This window comes from Sphingobacterium sp. BS-2 (assembly GCF_046161205.1).
GTDB lineage: Bacteria > Bacteroidota > Bacteroidia > Sphingobacteriales > Sphingobacteriaceae > Sphingobacterium > Sphingobacterium mizutaii.
The window spans coordinates 101,616-121,444 of the sequence record NZ_JBIXGO010000021.1 but is presented as its reverse complement, the minus strand read 5'-3'; the positions used below and the strand labels follow the sequence as shown (position 1 = coordinate 121,444).

The 19,829-nt window shown below is 41.1% G+C and carries 17 protein-coding genes, 2 pseudogenes and 1 riboswitch; of the genes and pseudogenes, 9 read left to right on the top strand and 10 right to left on the bottom strand.

Translation table 11 applies throughout. The features are described from left to right. Positions 1–15: 15 nt before the first annotated feature. Positions 16–585 (top strand): 5-formyltetrahydrofolate cyclo-ligase, encoded by a 570-nt coding sequence (locus ACK2WI_RS16670; RefSeq protein ID WP_313367497.1) that lies wholly within the window; start codon positions 16–18, stop codon positions 583–585. Between the two features lie 300 nt (positions 586–885). Here the strand turns inward: ACK2WI_RS16670 and ACK2WI_RS16665 are convergent, their stop codons facing one another. After that, entirely contained in the window at positions 886–2,181 is a 1,296-nt protein-coding gene (locus tag ACK2WI_RS16665) for an HAD-IB family phosphatase (RefSeq protein WP_093101081.1), read from the bottom strand. 23 nt (positions 2,182–2,204) lie between these two features. Next, positions 2,205–3,170, bottom strand: a complete 966-nt coding sequence (locus ACK2WI_RS16660; protein WP_093101079.1) for an NAD-dependent epimerase/dehydratase family protein — start codon at positions 3,168–3,170, stop codon at positions 2,205–2,207. Between the two features lie 111 nt (positions 3,171–3,281). Here ACK2WI_RS16660 and ACK2WI_RS16655 point away from each other — a divergent pair, with 111 nt between their 5' ends. The 4 genes from ACK2WI_RS16655 to cydB all read left to right on the top strand — a co-directional run bounded on the left by ACK2WI_RS16655 (position 3,282) and on the right by cydB (position 8,383). Beyond that, complete coding sequence (locus tag ACK2WI_RS16655; RefSeq protein WP_093101078.1) at positions 3,282–4,469, top strand: formimidoylglutamase; 1,188 nt, start codon at positions 3,282–3,284, stop codon at positions 4,467–4,469. Between the two features lie 25 nt (positions 4,470–4,494). After that, positions 4,495–5,817, top strand: coding sequence for a DNA recombination protein RmuC (gene rmuC, locus ACK2WI_RS16650; RefSeq protein WP_093101124.1), 1,323 nt, complete (start codon positions 4,495–4,497; stop codon positions 5,815–5,817). Between the two features lie 151 nt (positions 5,818–5,968). Beyond that, positions 5,969–7,309, top strand: coding sequence for a cytochrome ubiquinol oxidase subunit I (locus tag ACK2WI_RS16645; protein WP_409151637.1), 1,341 nt, complete (start codon positions 5,969–5,971; stop codon positions 7,307–7,309). Positions 7,310–7,312: 3 nt separating this feature from the next. Continuing rightward, on the top strand, positions 7,313–8,383 hold the full coding sequence (gene cydB, locus ACK2WI_RS16640; protein WP_409151636.1) for a cytochrome d ubiquinol oxidase subunit II: 1,071 nt from the start codon (positions 7,313–7,315) through the stop codon (positions 8,381–8,383). Positions 8,384–8,535: 152 nt separating this feature from the next. On the opposite strand, the gene ggt is transcribed toward cydB, so the two are convergent. After that, complete coding sequence (ggt, locus tag ACK2WI_RS16635) at positions 8,536–10,230, bottom strand: gamma-glutamyltransferase (RefSeq protein WP_409151635.1); 1,695 nt, start codon at positions 10,228–10,230, stop codon at positions 8,536–8,538. A gap of 64 nt (positions 10,231–10,294) precedes the next feature. Here ggt and ACK2WI_RS16630 point away from each other — a divergent pair, with 64 nt between their 5' ends. Then, on the top strand, positions 10,295–11,053 hold the full coding sequence (locus ACK2WI_RS16630; RefSeq protein ID WP_409151634.1) for an endonuclease/exonuclease/phosphatase family protein: 759 nt from the start codon (positions 10,295–10,297) through the stop codon (positions 11,051–11,053). 136 nt (positions 11,054–11,189) lie between these two features. On the opposite strand, the gene ACK2WI_RS16625 is transcribed toward ACK2WI_RS16630, so the two are convergent. The 5 genes and pseudogenes from ACK2WI_RS16625 to ACK2WI_RS16605 form a co-directional block, all read right to left on the bottom strand. Further along, complete coding sequence (locus ACK2WI_RS16625; protein ID WP_313367493.1) at positions 11,190–11,519, bottom strand: nucleotide pyrophosphohydrolase; 330 nt, start codon at positions 11,517–11,519, stop codon at positions 11,190–11,192. A 10-nt stretch (positions 11,520–11,529) separates the two neighbouring features. Further along, positions 11,530–11,988 carry a D-aminoacyl-tRNA deacylase gene (gene dtd / locus ACK2WI_RS16620; protein WP_313367492.1) on the bottom strand — a complete coding sequence of 153 codons (459 nt, stop codon included), beginning with the start codon at positions 11,986–11,988 and terminating at the stop codon, positions 11,530–11,532. A gap of 125 nt (positions 11,989–12,113) precedes the next feature. Beyond that, entirely contained in the window at positions 12,114–13,796 is a 1,683-nt protein-coding gene (locus ACK2WI_RS16615; RefSeq protein ID WP_409151918.1) for a TonB-dependent receptor, read from the bottom strand. 73 nt (positions 13,797–13,869) lie between these two features. Continuing rightward, positions 13,870–13,941 (bottom strand): annotated as a pseudogene (locus tag ACK2WI_RS16610) (hypothetical protein); the annotation flags it as partial. After that, positions 13,917–14,567 (bottom strand): annotated as a pseudogene (locus tag ACK2WI_RS16605) (TonB-dependent receptor plug domain-containing protein); the annotation flags it as partial. The pseudogenes ACK2WI_RS16605 and ACK2WI_RS16610, both read right to left, overlap by 25 nt. A 56-nt stretch (positions 14,568–14,623) precedes the next feature. Next, positions 14,624–14,754: riboswitch (TPP riboswitch) on the bottom strand. Between the two features lie 167 nt (positions 14,755–14,921). Here ACK2WI_RS16605 and ACK2WI_RS16600 point away from each other — a divergent pair. Genes ACK2WI_RS16600 through ACK2WI_RS16590 form a run of 3 tightly spaced genes read left to right on the top strand, consistent with a single transcriptional unit; the run spans position 14,922 to position 17,892 of the window. Further along, positions 14,922–16,085, top strand: coding sequence for an amidohydrolase family protein (locus ACK2WI_RS16600; protein ID WP_409151633.1), 1,164 nt, complete (start codon positions 14,922–14,924; stop codon positions 16,083–16,085). A 35-nt stretch (positions 16,086–16,120) separates the two neighbouring features. After that, a complete protein-coding gene (locus ACK2WI_RS16595) occupies positions 16,121–16,402 on the top strand; it encodes an acylphosphatase (protein ID WP_409151632.1) in 282 nt (93 codons plus the stop codon). Positions 16,403–16,404: 2 nt separating this feature from the next. Continuing rightward, on the top strand, positions 16,405–17,892 hold the full coding sequence (locus ACK2WI_RS16590) for a polysaccharide biosynthesis C-terminal domain-containing protein (RefSeq protein ID WP_409151631.1): 1,488 nt from the start codon (positions 16,405–16,407) through the stop codon (positions 17,890–17,892). A 30-nt stretch (positions 17,893–17,922) separates the two neighbouring features. Here the strand turns inward: ACK2WI_RS16590 and dusB are convergent, their stop codons facing one another. Together dusB and trpC are read right to left on the bottom strand one after the other, a co-directional pair. Beyond that, positions 17,923–18,918, bottom strand: coding sequence for a tRNA dihydrouridine synthase DusB (gene dusB / locus ACK2WI_RS16585; RefSeq protein WP_093101063.1), 996 nt, complete (start codon positions 18,916–18,918; stop codon positions 17,923–17,925). Positions 18,919–19,031: 113 nt separating this feature from the next. Next, positions 19,032–19,814, bottom strand: a complete 783-nt coding sequence (gene trpC, locus ACK2WI_RS16580; RefSeq protein ID WP_409151630.1) for an indole-3-glycerol phosphate synthase TrpC — start codon at positions 19,812–19,814, stop codon at positions 19,032–19,034. Positions 19,815–19,829: the final 15 nt, after the last annotated feature.

Below are 19,829 nucleotides of genomic sequence, written 5' to 3'. Positions count from 1 at the left end.
TTTTTTTATCCAAGTATGAAAAAAGTAGAGTTAAGGGCGGCATATAAACAGAAACGGAATGAACTGACCAATGCCGAAGTGGCTGAGTTGGATCAGCAAATCTTCCGAGAGTTGTGCGCTTATGATTGGTCCAAGATTACCTACTTGCATTGTTATCTAGCAATTGCCAAATTCAAGGAATATGACACCATGAAGTTTATCCATTGGATTTGGGAGCATTATCCCCATACCCAGATCGTGATTTCAAAATCTGACTTCGAGACCCATCAGCTCAAGCATTATATCTTTGATCAGGATACTCAATTGGTTCCGAATGCTTGGGGTATTCCCGAACCGGTCGATGCGATAGAAATTGATACATTGAAGATTGAGGCTGTATTGGCGCCACTATTGGTGGTTGATGAGTTTGGGAACCGGATAGGCTATGGCAAAGGCTTCTATGATCGCTTTTTTGCAAGCTGTAATTCTTCCGTTTTAAGAACGGGGATTTCCTATTTTTCTCCCGTTGCCCTTATTGAGGATATTGGTGAGTGGGATGTTCCGATTGAATTGGTTTTTACTCCCGGAAAAACATATTGTTTTTAAGTGTTGTTAAATTTCGCTAATAGAAAAATTAGCATAATAAATACAATTTTATAATACTCGTCAGCGTTAAAAGTATATTAGATAGCTAAAATTAATTTGAGCTTAGGCTTGAATACAAAATATGGAGAGGGATAGTTCAGGCATTTTCGGTCTGTTGTTTCCTGAAAATAAAAGAAAGTTTGTCTAAAAAGCTAAATAAACAATTTTCGTTATTTACTCCCTGTAATGCTATTGTCGGCATTCGGTTTTGGCAAAACCCAAAACATTAGTTTATCCATGCTTTTTAGACAAAAACTTTCTTTACTTGTATAAAATCCTAAATTTTATGGTGTTATCGACTTGCTTCAATTGCTTGAGCATTTGTTTATCATAAGCAGCATCGATATCAGTTACCGCATAACCTATTTCCCCTCTAGTCATCAAGAATTGAGAAAAGATATTGATGTTATTTTCAGCGTATATCTTGTTGATCTGCGCCATAATACCCGGTACATTGTTATGGATATGCAATAGACGGTGAGCTCTTGTCAGCCCTGGAAGAGTTAGGTTAGGAAAATTCCTGCTTTGGTCTGTATCGCCATTATTGATGAAATCAGCCATACGGCGAGGAATAAATTCCGCATTTCTCTTTTTGTTCTTTTTATCATCAAAAACCACGATCCCTTTTTCATTACAGATGGCTTTTGAGATATGTCCTTTGACATCGCCAAGGTAACCGATGGTTTTCAATTTGTCTGCTCTGGAAAGTACCTCATCGGAAATGGTTTCTCCATGTCCCAGCAATAACATACCTACATCCTTCACATATTTCTCTTCTAGAGTCTCCTTGACACGGATAGAGAATCCATCTCTTTTTAAGATATGTGCCGCGATTTCAGGTACATCGCCTACAATAAGACATAAAATCCTGTTCTTCGGATAGGATATAGCCCTTGGTAGATCATTCACATAGAGGAATTCATCAAAACTTGGAGCAATATGGTCCGCTTTGTCGGTTACAGATTGTCTAGAGATATTTTCAGTAAATGCGTAGAACTTTTCGATCAAGCCCGATTCTTTCAGTTGGAAATCGGAATAGCCATCACCAATACCGAAGATCCTGCCGTCGATATTAAGTTGTTTTAAGAGCTTTACCTTGCCGCCTTCATCAGAAAGGGGGTTAGCTTCATCATAACCGATAATGTTTCCGTCAGCGTCGAATTTGAAGGTATTTGCGTAGATGTTTTCCTTTTTGATATGGTAAGGGCTCACGACAGGCGTGATAAATTCTTTGAATCCACCAGAAACGATCCATGCGGTTTCAGAATTTTCCCTAAAGAATTCCTTGTTTCTGCTGAAGGATTTGGAAACTTTCTTTTTCAGGTGTGCGATCAGCTTGTCCAAATGCTGACGATTGGCTTGCAATAAACTTACCCGGCCTGCCAAGCTTTCACGGAACGAGATCTTGCCTTCCATCGCCAAATTGGTGAAGCGCTCGATTTCATTGTAAATTTTTTCTTGGTCAGGATGGTTTTCTAAGGATATCCTTGCTAATTCGTCTAGGGCTTCGACTTGGGTAAAAGTGCTATCGAAGTCTATGATGTAATAATTTTTCACTGTATGTTGAGTTTAGATTGTTTTTATAAATAATAGGCTTCACAAACTTCCCTCAGGGTTTGGTCCAGAGGTTTAAATGTGTAGCCCAACCTTTCCTTAATTTTGGAATTGTCGTATTGTAATTTGCTATTGGCTGCCCGAGCAGACTCTTTGGTCAAAGCTGGTTTTTTACCGCTGAGCATAGCGCTAAGTTTTGATAGTCGCCAAGCCACCGAAAGCATCAACGAGGTTGCCTTGATATGGGGAGCTGGCTTTTTCATCAATTCAGAGATCTTGGTCAATAAGTCTTGGTTGCTGATATTTTCGGCGTTCAGGATGAACCTTTCGCCAGAAATTTCTGAATTCATCAGGAGGATCATGATCTTGGCCACATCGGTAACATCGACGATTCCGACTGAACCCAAAGGATAGATCTTGTTCCCCTTGTTGACCATGTTGAAAATGGCACGGGAACCCTTTTCTCCCCAGCCAATTCCCATGATAACGGACGGATTGACGATCACTGCGTCCAAACCTTCGGCCATGCCTCTCCAGACTTCCATTTCGCTATCGTATTTCGCTAAAGAATATTTGGAGATTTTAGGGTTGAACTCCCATTTGTCATCCTCGGTTACCGGAAGTCCTTTTTTGCTGAATCCCAATGCGGCAATCGAGCTGACATGGAGTAGCCTTTTTTGGTGTTCCAAGCAGAGGTTGACAATGTGTTTGGTACCCTCAACGTTTGTATTTATGATCTCTGCGGCATCTTCCTTTTGGTAAGAAACCTTAGCAGCACAATGATAAACTTGATCGACTTTGGGAATGATATCCTCGAGGCTGAAGTAATCGGTTATCTCAGCGTCTACCCATTGAATGAGGGATGAGGACTTTAAGTGGTCAGGGATAATGGAGGTCGGTCTTTTCAAAGCAATCACACTATGCCCCTCATCAATGAGGTACTGCAATAATGTAGACCCTAAAAAACCTGTTCCGCCAGTTACTAATATCACTTCCTAACTTATTGTTGAAAAATTATGTAGTTCAAAAGTAAGTTAATAAATGCATATTTGCTAAATACAATAGGATAAACTCAATAAAATTTGAGGAATTAGACAATCAATATGACTTTAGCTGATTTTTTATCACCCATCTCCCTAAAAGAATTAGGTCTTCCAACAGAATATTATAACTCGCAATTCGGTCATTCCATCGAAAAATATACAGATGTTTTTCCGCAATGGGATGAGGAAACGGGCTATCCGCAGATTGCTATTTTTGGGGTAGAAGAGGGGCGGTCAGCGGTCAATAATAACGGTACGCAAAAGGGGCCAGACATGGTCAGGAAGCATCTTTATGATCTTTATCAAGGAGATTATACGGTGAAGGTTGCTGACCTTGGGAATATCAAGGCAGGGGCAACGGTTAAGGATACCTACGTGGCTGTGAAATTGGTGATGGAAGAATTGATGAAAAAGGATATCCTTCCGATCCTAATTGGCGGCGGACAGGACCTGACCTATGCACAATATACCTCCTATGAGAACCTGGAACAACGTGTAGATGTTGCGGTGATCGATTCAAGGTTTGATTTGGATCAGGAGAATGCCGAGGATATGCCTTTGAATTCGCAGACCTATCTGAATCATTTGATCTTGCATCAGCCAGACTATCTGTTCAATCTAAGCAATATTGGCTTTCAAACTTACTTGGTGAGCAAGGAGTCTATCAATATGTACGATAAGTTGTTTTTCAATGCCATGCGCTTGGGAAGCTTTTCAGGTAAACTAGACCAAGCAGAACCTATTATCCGTTCGGCTGACATGGTGAGTTTTGATATTGGTGCTATCCGTGCTTCAGAGGCCTGTGGAAATGCGAATGCGGGGCCAAATGGTTTATATGGTGATGAGGCTTGTCAATTGGCTAGGTATGCAGGGATGTCGGATAAATGTAGCTCCTTTGGGATCTATGAATACAACCCGACTTTTGATCCTATGGGCCAGACCGGAATGCTGATTGCGCAGATGATCTGGTGTTTTGTCGATGGTTTCTACAGTCGGAAAAAGGATGCACCTATGTATCCAAAATCAAATTATATCATCTACAGAACGACCTTGGAGGCTGAAGACTATGAGTTGGTTTTTGTGAAGAGCAAGAAATCAGACCGCTGGTGGATGCAGGTTCCATACTTTGGCTCGAAATCTGTCAATGAGCGTTTCTATCTAGTGCCATGCCGTTATGAGGATTATCAATTGGCAGTAGGCGGTGAGATGCCGGATCTATGGTGGAAAACCCATCAAAAACTTCAATAATCGTATTTTTAAAAATCTGAATAGCGTGGAAGTCATCTACCTTGTTTCCCTAATTGTCTTGGTTGCTATCTGTGCCATTCTTGTATGGCGCAATGCTAGAGCCGTGTCTAGGGAGGAGCATAATAGGGCATTGGATGCTTCTAAGGATCTTCAGGTTGAATTTGCTAAAATTCAGGAAAGGGAAAGGATCTTGATGGCCGATCGAGATCGATTGTCTTTGGAAATGAAGGAGGAAAGCCTGGCGAGACAAAGTGTTGAACGGAGTTTGGAAGGGACCAATGCTTATCTGCAAGCCCAACAGGAAAAATTTGCGGAGCAGCGGCAGGAAATGGAAAACATGAAAGTGCAGTTCAACAATGAGTTCCAGGTCATGGCGAATAAGATTTTGGAAGAGAAGTCTTTCAAGTTTACCCAGTTGAACCAGCAGAATATCTCCTTGGTATTGGATCCATTGAAGGAGAAGATCAAAACCTTCGAGGAGAAGGTGGAGAAATCCTACCAACAGGAATCAGCAGAGCGCAATGTTTTGAAAGGTGTGGTGGAGCAGTTGATGCAACAGAGCATGCAGATCAAGGATGAAGCGAATAACTTGGCCAAGGCGTTAAAAGGAGATAATAAGAAGCAAGGGAATTGGGGTGAGGTTATTCTAGAGCGTGTACTGGAACGTTCTGGTCTGATCAAAGACCAGGAATATAAACTTCAGGCTTCAGTTCAGGAAGCGGACGGCAGAAGGTTTCAACCCGATGCCCTAATCTATTTACCCGACGAAAAGCATTTGGTCGTGGATGCCAAATTATCGCTGGTTGCCTATGAACGGGCTGTCAATGCAGATACCGAAGAGGACCGGGTAATATTTGTAAAACAGCATGTGCAATCCATTGAGAACCATGTGAGGGAGCTTTCTGCCAAGGATTACCATTCCTTGTATGGGATTCAATCGCCAGATTTTGTATTGCTGTTTATCCCAATTGAATCTTCCTTAAGTTTAGCGGTTAACTTTAAGCCCGAACTGTTCAGTGAGGCTTGGGATAGGCGCGTGGTGATCGTCAGTCCTTCTACCTTATTGGCAACTTTGAGGACCATAGCAAGCGTTTGGAAACAGGAACGGCAGAACAGGAATGTTTTGGAGATCGCTAAGGAGGCTGGATTGCTGTATGATAAATTTGTCGGTTTCCTGAACGATATGGATCAATTGCAGGGGATGATCCAGAAAGCGGCGGATAAGCATGATGAGGCCATGAAAAAACTCAGCTCAGGCTCAGGAAATGTGATCCGGAAGATCGAACAGTTAAAAACCTTAGGTGCTAAAGCCAATAAACAAATCGGGGATAAGTACCTAGAAGACTAACGTCAATGGAATCCTGTTGACGCATTCAGCTAAGAAATTTTCATCAAAAAGACTTAATTCAGGCAAATATGGTATTTTATTAAAATATGTTTGATTTGCAGTTGTAATGCCTTAATTTTAAGGAAAGTTCGACCACAAAACAGAATGTCTTATGGAAGATATGATCCTCTACAACCGTCTGCAATTCGCATTTACCATTACCTTTCACTATCTCTTTCCACAATTGACCATGGGGCTTTCGCTCATGATCGTTTATTTCAAGTGGAAATTCCTTCGTACCAATAATATCATCTATAATGATGCTTCCAAGTTTTGGATGAAGATCTTTGCGCTCAATTTTGCGATGGGTGTGGTGACCGGGATACCCATGGAGTTTCAGTTCGGGACCAATTGGGCTAAGTTTTCGGAGTTGACCGGCGGGATCATTGGACAGACATTAGCCATGGAAGGGATGTTTTCCTTTTTCTTGGAGTCGTCGTTTTTAGGAATGTTTATTTTTGGGGAGAAGCTCTTGGGGCATAAGCTCCATTTTGTGGCGGGATTGATGGTCTTTATTGGCTCTTGGGCCTCGGGATACTTGATTCTGGCGACCCATTCCTGGATGCAGCATCCAGTAGGCTATGAGATCCTGGAAAACGGAAAATTTGTGCTCAATAATTTTTCTGCTCTATTTACTAATCCTTGGTTACTTCCTTCTTATTTGCATAATCAGGCCGGTTCATTGGTCACTTCAGCATTCTTTGTATCGGCAGTAGGGGCGTTCTATCTGTTGAGCAACCTGCATGCGGAATATGGAAAGATCTTCTTAAAGACGGGCGTTGTTTTTGGTTTGATCGCCTCGATTGCTGTCGCCTTTCCAACTGGGGATATGTTGGCAAAGAACGTGGTGAAGCACCAGCCCGCTACTTTCGCCGCGATGGAAGGGATCTTTGAGACTGAAACCGGTGGTTCAGAGATAATTTTGATTGGACAACCAGATATGGAGAACAAAAAGCTGGACAATAAGATTGCTGTCCCTAAGGTTTTGAGTTTCTTGACCTATCAACGTTGGGATGCCACCATAAAGGGCCTCAATGAATTTGATGGGGATATTCATCCAACAAACGTTCCTGGCTTATACTATAGTTACCATATTATGGCAGGCTTGGGGACCATTTTTATAGGAATCATGATAATTGCCGCATTCCTCTTGTGGCGAAAAAAGCTTTTTCAAACTAAATGGGTCCTATGGGTATTGATGTTCACGATCCCATTTCCTTATATCGCCAATACGGCAGGTTGGTATACCGCAGAACTGGGCAGGCAGCCTTGGTTGGTCTTCAATCTCATGCGAATGGTCGATGGCGTTTCGCCGACGGTATCTTCGGGAAATACCTTGTTTACTTTATTGGGGTTTGTTGGCTTGTATATTTTATTGGGACTGTTGTTCTTGATGCTGGTATTGAAAATCATCAGGAAGGGTCCGGAAACTCATTTAGCATTAAAATCATAGCTTATGGAAATGTTTTGGTATATCATCTTGGTATTTATGTTGGGTATGTACGTGGTTCTTGATGGGTATGATTTTGGAGCCGGTATTGTCCATTTGTTATTTGCGAAATCGGATAAGGAGAGAGCTGCCATCCGAAATGCAATCGGTCCTTTTTGGGATGCCAATGAGGTTTGGTTGATTGCTTCGGGTGGGGTATTGTTTTTTGCTTTTCCAACTTTATATGCTTCGGCATTCAGTGGTTTTTATCTGCCCCTGATGTTGGTGCTTTGGTTTTTGATCTTTAGGGCGATAGGTTTGGAGCTGCGTGGACAGATACACAATAAATTATGGGAAAGGTTTTGGGAGAAAGCTTTTGGTCTAGCGAGCCTGTTTCTGCCCTTGTTCTTTGGGGCAGCATTGGGCAATGTTGTCCGTGGAGTGAATCTAGGAATGGTGGAGAATGGCGTTTCGACACAAGAACCCCACTATTTCTTCCTGCAATTGTGGAACCCTACATTAGATCCAATGTCCGATGTTCATGGAATCATTGACTGGTTTACGATTTTACTGGGGATAGTTTCCATATTTACACTCACCATACATGGTGCCAACTGGATCATCCTGAAGACCTCAACAGGCTTGAATCAACGATTGAAAGGCATCATTTTTAAATTGAATATTGCCCTTACTTTTTTAGTTGTGCTTACAGCTAGCTTATGGCAATACGTGAAGCCATTTCCGCTCAATAACCTGATAGGGCATGCTTGGTTATGGATTTTTCCTGTGATTGCCGGAACAGGGTTGATAGGGCAGTTCTGGATCAAGAAATTCAAGAAAGATGGAATGGGTTTCCTTTTTTCCACCTTATTTATTCTAGGAAGCTTCGCCACTACGGTCGCCTCGCTATTTCCAAATGTATTACCATCCACCAATGCCGTCAATCCATCCTTAACGGTCTACAACGTCGCCGCACATGAATACGGTCTTTCGGTAGGTCTAAACTGGTTTGTAATAGCATTCTTGTTGGTAGTCATCTACTTTATCATTCAATTCCGGGTCTTTAAAGGGAAGTTGGATGATGTGGGGTATCATTAGGAAGCTAGATGTGAGATTGGAGATATGAGATTTGAGAACCTTCAAACGTGTAATTTTTGCAGATTTAAAGGGGTGTAAATATAAATGAGATGTGAAATTGTTGATAGGTTTTTCTATCTCAAATCTCACATCTCATTTCTAATATCTACGGGTTAGTATCCCCTCGCTTGGTCATCGCCTCGGTGGTCGGCTCCGGTTTGGAGTTTTCCGTTTTTGAGGATAACGATGTTTTCTACGCGGCCGATAGCACCTCTTTTATTGATTTTGTAACCGTCTTCTTCTAGGCTTTGACGGGTTTTGTCGTTGATTGCTTTTTCTTCAACGTCGATTACGTCAGGTTGCCATTGGTGGTGGAAACGAGCTGCTGACACGGATTCTTGTGCCGACATGTCGAATTCCAAAACGTTCAGGATGGTTTGGAATACGGAAGTGATGATGGTAGATCCCCCTGGGGTACCAACAACCATTTTCAACTTGCCATCTTCTTCAATGATGGTTGGTGTCATGGCACTGAGCATTCTTTTCCCGGGTTCGATGGAATTAGCTTTTCCCCCTAGAAGGCCATACATATTTGGTGAGCCTGGTTTTACAGAGAAATCATCCATTTCGTTGTTTAAAAGGAATCCTGCTCCATCAACCCATACACAGGATCCGTAAGATCCGTTGATGGTTGTAGTCAATGAAACGGCATTGCCATTCTTGTCAACGATACTGTAATGCGTGGTTTCTTCCGATTCGTAACCTGGGAATTTTGCTGCTTTTACTTGATCGCTTGGCGTAGCTTTGTCCAAGTTTACTTTAGCCATGCGATCTTGGTTGAATTTTGCATCTGTTAGATTTGCGATAGGTACGCGATAAAAGTCAGGGTCTCCTAAGTGTGTTGCTCGGTCGGCATACACGCGGCGTTCTGCTTCTACCATGGCACGTACAGTGCTATCATGTTGGAATCCCCATTTAGCAAGCGGGTATTTCTCTACAGATTGCAATAAAGCCATTAGAGCCACACCACCGCTGGAAGGAGGGGGCATGGAAATCACTTTGTAGTTTTTGTACATACCTACAATTGGGTCTCTCCAGCTGGCTTGATAATTTTCAAGGTCTTTTAAGCTGATGATACCATTGCCTCGTTTCATTTCATCAACAATGTATTCGGCTGTTTTTCCTTTATAGAAGCCATCACGACCTTGCTCTGAAATGCGTTTTAGGGTTTCTGCCAATTCGGATTGTACAAAAAGGTCGCCTTCTTTCCATTCCGCATCGCGGATGATAGCTGCGCCATTAGGGTTGAATTTTTGGAAACGGGCTTTATAGCGGTTGAATTCGCCAGCTTGTTGTTTGGTAATTGGGAAGCCTTTTGTTGCCAGGTCGATTGCTGGCTGTACCAGGTCTTTCCATGCGATGGTGCCATATTTTTTATAGGCAGCATCCATACCAGCAACAGATCCAGGTACCCCTGATGCCAATTGTCCGTAAAGACTTAGGTCAGTGATAGGGTTTCCGTCCTTGTCCAAGTACATGTCTCTGGAAGCTTTTTCGGGTGCTTTTTCGCGGAAGTCAAGCGATGATACTGAACCATCTCTGCCACGAAAGACCATAAATCCACCTCCCCCCAGGTTTCCAGCATTAGGGTAGACTACTGCTAGAGCAAATTTGACAGCTATTGCTGCATCAACTGCATTTCCGCCCTTTTTTAAAATCTCTACTCCCACCTCTGATGCAATCGGGTGAGCCGTCACGACTGCTCCGTTTTCAAATTCGGTTTGGTTGGAGGCAGTCTGTTGATTAACTGAGCAGGAACCCAGAAAAAAGACGATTAAGAATAAATAAATCAAATTAGGTTTTTTCATGTCGCTAAGATAATAAATTGGTATTATTAGTTGAATTATATTAACTTCAATCAAATTATTAATTATGCGTCTACTTAGCCTGATCCTATTGCTTTTTGTGTCGATTCAACTCAAAGCGCAAACCGTAAAAATCCTTACCTATAATATTCACCACGCAAATCCCCCTTCTACTCCTGGGAAAATTGATATTGAAGCCATAGCAAAGGTAATTAATGATTCTAAGGCTGATATTATTGGGATTCAAGAGGTTGATGTCAATGTGTCGCGCTCTGAAATGGTCAATCAAGCTGAGAAGCTTGCGGAACTTACCGGAACTGAATATTTCTTTTCTAAAGGGATTGATCTGGAGAAAGGCTATTATGGGGTATTGATCCTAAGCAAACATAAGATTGTAGGCAAGAGGAGATATGACCTTCCTATGCCCGTGAAAAGTGAAAATCGTTCATTAGCGATCGTGGATGTGGAGTTGCCTGGTGGTAAAACGGTCTCTTTGGCCAATACACATCTTGATCTGAAGGAAGAGAACAGGATTGCTCAATCTGAATTTATTAATGAACTGGGCGAGCTCTATAAGAAGCCTTTGATTTTAGTTGGTGATCTGAATGCAAAACCGGATTCTAAACCGATCAAGATATTGGAAGAATACTTTGTGAGAAATACGACTTCTAATCAGCCGACCTCCCCAAATGTGAATACCAAGAATGAGATCGATTATATCATGGTCCTAAAAAACCGAGAATTCAATTGGAAAAGCTACCATGTGATCAAGGAAGAATATTCTTCAGATCATTTGCCCTTGTTGGCGGAAATTGAGTTTAAGTAAGGGGGAGATATGAGATATGAGAATTGAGATTTAAGATATTCAGCGTCAAGATTCCTGTACAACAATTAAATAACCTCTTGGAGATTATTAATGGGAAGCTTATGTTGTCTCACATCTCATATCTCACATCTCAATACTAATCTTTCAGCTTCTCATTATTCTTATGGCGATCAGCATCGCGCATATTTTTCTTATCGAGGTTCTTTTCTAGGGCTGTCGTTAGATCGATGCCGGTCTGGTTGGCTAGGCAGATCAGGACGAAGAGCACATCGGCCATTTCATCAGCTAAGTTAACTTCCTCATCTGATTTTTTGAAGGATTGTTCGCCGTACTTTCTCGCCATAATTCTGGCAACTTCTCCGACTTCTTCCATCAGCATGGCGGTATTCGTCAGCTCATTGAAGTAACGTACTCCAGTTGTGCTAATCCATTTGTCTACTGTTTCTTGTGCTTCTTTGATTGTCATGTGCTTTGTGTTAGAAGTTGTCCTTGTCTTTGGTATTCATGATAATGGTAACTGGTCCGTCGTTTCGTAGGTCTATTTTCATGTCCGCTCCGAATATGCCCATCTGTACTTCTTTCTCCAAAAGTTCAGAGAGGAACTTTCCCATTTCCTCGTACATAGGTTTTGCTTTGTCGGGTTTTCCGGCACGGATGAAAGAAGGGCGGTTACCTTTTTTGGTCTGTGCAAATAAAGTGAATTGAGAAATCAATAGGATGTTTCCTTGGATGTCCTGTACCGATTTGTTCATCAACCCTTGCTCATCTGAGAATATCCTCAGATTGATCAACTTCTGTCCTAACCATTGAAGATCCTCTTTGGAATCTTCTTCCTCTACACCCAAAAGAACAAGTAAACCATGTTCAATTTGTCCTGTAATATGATCGTCGACTGTGCAGGATGCATGGGTTACTCTTTGAATTACTGCTCGCATGGTTTAAAAGTATTATTTAATTCGGTATTGGCAAAATCAATTGGCCTATAGGTTTTGTTTGCCCTAAAAAGCGAAAATGCCCTTTCGAATGAACGAAAGGACATCTTCTGAGGGGTTTGGTACTATTAAAATCTAATATTTAAACCAAGCATGGCATTGGTTTCTGCCTGAGGATAATAGAAATTGAAATAATCTCTTTTTCCTGCAGATTCCATGATCATGCTGTATGTGTATCCCGATGTAGCATATTTCTCGTTGAAAATATTATTGATCATTAGGTTTAAGTCTACGTTTTTAAGACCAAATACTGAAAATGAATAGATCGCCTGGAAATTATTTACGAAAGAAGGAGCGATACTTCTGTTCACTTCGGATGTGTTATCTAGGTAAATCCTAGAGATATACTTGCTCAAAAAGCTGAAGCTTAAAGATTCAATCGGTTTATAAGTGAAGTTATTAGATAATACCACGGCAGGTGATTTTGCAATATCACTTGTTTTATGTGTGATTAGATCATACTTCACAAAATCGAAATCGTCATTATAAACTGGAATGTTTTCTACAAAGTTTTTGATCTTGTTTTGCGACAAGGCTGCTGTTGCAGACCAAATGAATTTCGGATGGATTCTCCAGCTTCCATCAAGCTCAAATCCGATTCTATAGCTTTTGTCTACATTAATCCTTACTGCAGAACCTACATCGTTCAATGCGCCAGTTGGAATCAATTGATCTCTATAAAGCATTGCGTATAGGTTTGCTCCAACATTGATGTTATCTGTTCTATAACGATAACCGGCTTCTATGTCCTGCATCTTTTCTGTTTTGGGGAAGGCTCCGATAGGATTTTCTACATAATCATTTCGAGTAGGTTCCTTACTTGCAAAGGCATAAGAAGCATATAGATTAGAATTACCACTCAAGAAATAGGTAATCCCCGCTTTTGGATTGATGAAGTTATGATTGTCATCAAAGGTGAAGTCCTTTATTTTGTCGTCGTCTCCTTTTCCATTATAAACGATGTTTCTGTACTGCACATCTAGATTGAAAAGGAAGTTTTCAAGTCTATAATCAGCCTTTGCATAAAAGTTGAAGTCATTTTTATTGGCATGACTAAAATAGTACTTGTCGTTCAGCTTATCTTGAGGAACCTGATCTGCCCAGATTACTTCGCCATAATGGTCGCCCTTGTATTGGTTATAGGCTCCGCCAAATGTGAAGTTTAAGTTGTTGGATGGCTTATAAAGTAAAGAGTAAGTCAAACCATAGAAGTGGTTGTCCAACCATCTTCTTCTAATTAAATCGGTGTCTTCAAGGTCTTTACCATTGACTATTATTGGGTCAATTCCATAATGATCTAATCCGTCCAACGGCCTGAATTCTTCATAATAACCAGCACCGCGGGTATAGTGAAGGGCAGTATTAAAGGTCATTTTTTCTGAAGGACGGTAGGAATAGTTCAAGTGAGCATGTGTTTGCGTATAGTTGTCCGTCTGGTTATCGTAAGTGTAGTAATTGTATTTACGGTCACCGTTTAAGAACCTTTCTCGCTCTGCATCGAACAACCAAAGGTTATCGGCGTATTCTTCGATTCTTTCTTTGTTTCCTGTGAACAATGGTTCTGTAAGGCCATACCAGGCTTGGTAAGTTTTTTCCTTACCTGAGAACACAGTCGCTTTGAGGGTATGCTTATCGGTATACATGCCTGCATCTACATAAAAAGACTTTAAATTCGATGAAGCTCTATCAACATAGCCATCAGAAGAAATCCTGGATAACCTGGCGTTGAAAGCGAATTTATTGTTGATCAATCCAGACCCTGCTTTCAAGGTATTTTTCCAAGAGTTATAAGAGCCGAACGAGTTATTGAACTCTAGGTAAGGCTTAGTCTCTAGGGCATCCGTCTGGAAGTTTAATGAAGCACCAAAAGCAGCTGGTCCATTGGTAGAAGTACCGATACCCCGTTGGATCTGTATACTTTCTGTGCTAGAAGCAAAGTCAGGAAGGTTTACAAAGAAAGAACCCATGCTTTCTGGGTTATTCAGGGGGATGCCATTCAAGGTGACATTGATACGTTCGTTATCGGATCCTCGGATGGTCATGTTCGTATAACCAATTCCTGCTCCTGCATCGGATCCAATCACCACTCCGGGCGTCTGGTCAAGGAGGTAAGGAATGTCCTGGCCAAGGTTGTTTTTCTTGATTTCTTCCTTGCTGATGGTTTTGAAAGTGGTCGCAGAGTTTTCTTTTGCACGAGTTGCAGTTACATAAACTTCTTCGAATTCATAGACCCTGTCTTTTAATTGAATGGAAAAATTAGCTTGATTTTCTGGATTTATTCTTAAAATTTCGGATTTATAACCAATAAAAGAAATTTTTAAGTCATGGAGACCTTTGCTTAGATTGCCAAAAACGACAATTCCGTCTTTATTGGTTGATTTAGATTGTCCGTCGATGGACACGGTTGCGGCGTCTGCAGGTGCTCCAGATTTGTCTAAAACCCTAACAGTTAAGTTTTGCTGCGCATAGCTCGCAAGTACTAGCAAACATAAGGCTAAAGTTGCCCAAAGCTTGTTAAACATAATAAAAAAATGTTTTAAAGAGTTAAACTTTCTTGCTGTAAGGGGTCACAACAAGTTCTATTTAACCGCCCTTTCCCTACGCTGGCATTATCCAGATCAGGTATGTATTTCTTGTAAACACTTGAAATACAGGGTATAATCTCAGCCTTTATTTGTGTTTTACAACAAGGCACCCCTATTCGATGCGGCAAATCTAATCTTTTGGATAAATAAAACAAAATTTAAATATTATTGTAACAAGTTCGTAATTATTATTTTATTAGTTAAACTCATTATATTTTTTTGTAAATTGCCAACATTGCCATCAATGGGCAAATTACGCTAACTTTAAAAAAACGGAACTATTAATTTCTTATGAAGTATTACGCTGCTGATGTTGTGTTTCCTGTTGCCGGTCCTGCTATTAAAAGGGGGGTTGTCGCGATGGATGATCAAGGGATTGTGAAAGGTGTTTTCAATCCAGGTGAAATAGATGAAAATTTAGTGGAACAATTCAAAGGAGCTTTAATTCCTGGATTTGTAAATGCTCATTGCCATTTGGAACTTTCCCATTTATTAGGTGTTGTGCCGAGGAGTACAGGATTACCTTCATTTCTTTCTGCTGTAATCAATGAACGCGGTAACCATGAGAGTAAATTAGAAGCTGCAATGGAAGAAGCTGACAAGATGATGTATGATAACGGCATCCAAGCTGTTGGTGACCACGTCAACTCCGCAGTGACCGCTAAGATCAAGGAGAACAGTCCTATCAAATACCATACATTCGTAGAAGTAATGGCAACCAATAAAGAGGAGGTCGTTACTAGAATCGATAATGCTAAGGAAATTGAATTCCATTTTGATTATAAACATTCCTCAATTACCCCTCACGCCCCTTATTCCGGATCCAAGTTCTTGTTTAAGACCTTGAAGAAGGCTATCAGCGAAGATAATATCATCAGTATCCATAATCAGGAAAGTGATGAAGAGAACAAGCTTTTCCGCTATAAAAAAGGTGAATTCTTGGAGTTTTTCAAAAAGATGGACATGGTTTTGGAAGATTTTAGAGCTCAAGCTAGAAACTCCCTGCAATCATTTCTTCCTTATATTCCGAGTAAGAACAAATTGATTTTGGTACACAATACCTATACCTCCATTAAGGATTTGGACTTTGTGGATAGAATGGGGAGATCTGTTTATTTCTGTTTCTGTCCAAAAGCCAACCTATATATCGAGGATAGAATTCCAAAAATCGACAATTTCTTATTGGGTGGCCATGACATCGTTATTGGTACCGACAGTTTGGCATCGAATGATACCTTGGATATTCTGGAGGAATTAAAGGTAATCCACAAAGAGTTCCCAGATTTGGATTTCAATGAGACCATCAAATGGGCTACTTTGAACGGTGCAAAAGCATTGAACTTAGAAAGCGAATTAGGGTCTTTGGAAGTTGGGAAGAAGCCAGGTTTGGTACTATTGGAAGGGATGGATACCTTCAAACTTAATCCAAAAGTTAAGGTAAGAAGAATTAGATAGTTTCTAATTCTATTTCTTCTTATACCTTTGTATTCATGAAACATTGGAATATTAAGGTTCAAGGTAAAGTTCAAGGAGTCTTTTTCAGGGCTTCTACAAAAGCTGTTGCTGATCAATTGAAGGTAAAGGGTTTTGTGAAGAACGAACCGGATGGATCTGTATATATAGAAGCTGAGGGCGATAGATTCGCCCTAGAGTCTTTATTGGACTTTTGCCAAGAGGGTCCTGAACATGCCGAAGTATCCCAAGTGGATTATCAAGAATCTGATGTGATCAAAGGGTTCCGCAATTTTGAAGTCCTTAAGAAAACCATATAAGCGTGTCGGTAGTTAAGAAATTTGTCAGCGATACGATGATTTATGGTCTCTCGACCATCTTATCACGAATGCTTGGGTTCTTGATGACCCCATTCTTTACCAGTAAGTTTCCGACCTCCATTTACGGGATATTCACCAATCTTTTCTCTTATGCATCCATGCTGAATGCTGTCATAGCCTTTGGAATGGAGACGACATTTTTCCGTTATCTGCAAAAGGAGGATGTGGAAAAAGATCGTGTATTCGACAATAGTTTCTTGATTACCCTATTTACAACAGCCATATTCCTGTTGTCTGTATTTACCTTTAAAGAGCCGATTGCGCACTTTTTGAGTGAGGGCAAAAATGTGCCTGACTACATCATGTACGTCAAGTTCTTTGCACTCATTATTGCTGCAGATGCGATCGCAGTGGTGCCTTTTGCCAAATTGAGGGCAGGAGGGCGCCCGATCCGTTATGGCTTGGTGAAATTGATCAATATCCTGGTTTTTATTGTTGTCAATTTTATTTTATTGGCTTGGTTACCAGAATGGAACAAAAACTCCGAATTCTTTAGGGATATAAGTGCTAGTTGGTTTCGTGAAGGCTGGTTAGGCAATGTATTTATTGCCAATCTAGTGGCCAGTGTAGTTACCCTTTTGCTTCTGATCCCCCAGATTATGGGCTTTAGGTTCCGATTGGACAATAAGTTGATCAAAAGTATGTTGAGTTATTCTTTTCCGATTTTGATTGCCAATATTTCCTTTATTATCAATGAGAACCTAGACAAAATCATGTTCCCACGGTTAATTCCTGGAGAGCAGGGAGATTCAGATCTGGGGATATATGGTGCTGTCGCTAAAATCGCGATATTCCTGAACCTCTTCGTTACGGCATTTAGGTTAGGCGCAGAGCCCTTTTTCTTCTCTTATTCCAAGAATGAGAATGCCAGGAAAACCTATGCCACCATCATGGATTATTTTGTCATCGCGATGATAGTCGTGATGATCGGTATTTCGGCAAATTTAGACTGGCTAAAGTATTTTATTCCGGGATCAAAGGACAATCTTGGTGCCTATTGGTCAGGATTGTTCATCGTGCCTATTCTGCTTTTCAATTACGTTTTGCTGGGTATTTATATGAATTTATCCATTTGGTATAAGCTCTCCGACCAAACTCGTTATGGATTGTATATATCGGGGATTGGAGCAGCCATAACCATTGTTTTGAACCTCATATTGATTCCTAGGTATTCTTATTTGGGAGCGGCCCTATCCACTACCTTCACCTATCTGGTCATGGTCAGCCTGTCCTATATATGGGGACAGCAAAATTATTCCATACCCTATAATACGAAGAAAATCATTGGCTATTTAGGAATGGGGTTAGTCGTTTCATGGTCAGCCTATTTTGGACATTTTTGGATAGGAAACCTGTTGTTTATTGCCTTTTTAGGGGCGGTAATCTATTTAGAGAAAAATACCCTGTTAAAGATCCTGAAAAGGGGATAGTCAATATTTGGAATAAAAAAAGTCGCTTTCCTAAGCGACTTCTTCTGCAAAATTAAATCTTATTTCTTCCAGTACTTCCAGGATTTCATTAACATCCTGTAGGCTTACCAGTTTCATTCTATAGTCCTTGAAATTTGGAATCCCTTTAAAATAATTGGCATAATGTCGTCTCATTTCGAAGATTCCCGTTTTCGCACCTTTCCATTCGATGGATTTGGTCAAGTGGGTATGGCATACATCCACGCGTTCAGAAACGGTTGGCCCTTCTAGACGTTCTCCAGTATTGAAAAAGTGCTTGACTTCCCTGAAGATCCAAGGGTAACCGATAGATGCCCTTCCGATCATGATGCCATCCACCTCGTATTCTTGTCTCCAAGCAGCCGCTTTCTCTACAGAGTCAACATCACCATTTCCAAAAATGGGGATCTTTATCCTTGGGTTCCTTTTCACGTCCTTGATCATCGACCAGTCTGCCTGCCCTTTGTACATCTGTGCCCTGGTCCGACCATGAATAGCCAATGCCTTGATACCGATGTCTTGCAAGCGTTCAGCGACTTCATACACGTTTTTGCTGTTGTCGTCCCAGCCCAATCTGGTTTTCACCGTCACAGGTAGGTGGGTGGCATCTACAACGGCCTTGGTCATCGCGACCATTTTGTCGATGTCTTGCAAGAGACTCGCTCCAGCACCACGGCAAGCTACATTCTTTACCGGACAGCCATAATTGATGTCGATTAGGTTTGGATTCGCTGCGGTACAGATTTCAGCCGATTGACGCATGTGCTCAATATCAGATCCAAAGATCTGGATTCCGATAGGTCTTTCATATTCAAATATGTCAAGTTTCTGGCGAGACTTAGCTGCATCACGGATCAAGCCCTCAGAGGAGATAAATTCAGTGTACATCATGTCCACGCCGTTCTGTTTGCACACGTAACGGAATGGAGGATCACTGACATCTTCCATAGGAGCCAACAACAATGGAAACTCACCTAAATCAATATGTTCGCCTATCTTTACCGACATTATTTGTTGAAATTTTTACAAAGGTAAACAAAAATAGACAATAGATAAGAGGCACAAGATTTTAGACATTTTGATGACGCCCCGTTCTATTGATTCCATTGCAGGTTTTTAGCTTAGATTTGTTTTACAAACTCCTGTATGGCCGCCATCGGATCCTTCGTTTTCATAAAGTTTTCTCCGATCAAGAAAGCGTTGAATCCTGCCTTTTTTAATGCTTTGATGGTCTCAGGATCTGTGATCCCACTTTCGGAGACCTTGATAAATTGGTTTGGGATCTTATTGACTAAATCATAGGAATGCTCCAAGGAAACACTGAAATCCTTCAGGTTTCTGTTGTTCACCCCAATGGCATCAATGCTCTCGAAAATACTCTTTTGAAGCTCTTCTTCATTATGGACTTCCAATAACACATTTAAGCCAAGTGATTTCGCATATTCCGAAAGCGTTTTGATCTCCTGCTGTTCCAAGCATGCCGCAATCAACAGGATTATGTCTGCTCCGTAGGCCTTAGCTTCAGCGATTTGGTATTCATCTACGATAAATTCCTTGCGTAATAGCGGTATTTGCAGAACCTCACGCGCTGCAGTCAGATCCTCCAATGAGCCTTGAAAGAAATCCTTGTCCGTCAGTACCGAGATGGCGGAGGCTCCAGCAGCTTGATATCCCGAAACCACCTCTTGTACCGAAGAAGTGCCGTTGATCAATCCTTTAGAAGGAGATGCTCTTTTGTATTCCGCTATGATCCCTGTTCTGTTGGGGTCCAAGATGCTTTCTTTCAGGTTATAGCAGCTGCGTGAAAACAAAGGGATGGCCTGTAAATTCGAAAGGCTTACTTTTTCCTTGGCATCTTCCACTTCCTCTTTTTTTCTAGCTACGATTTTATCTAATATGGTCATGTTTATTCTTCAAAT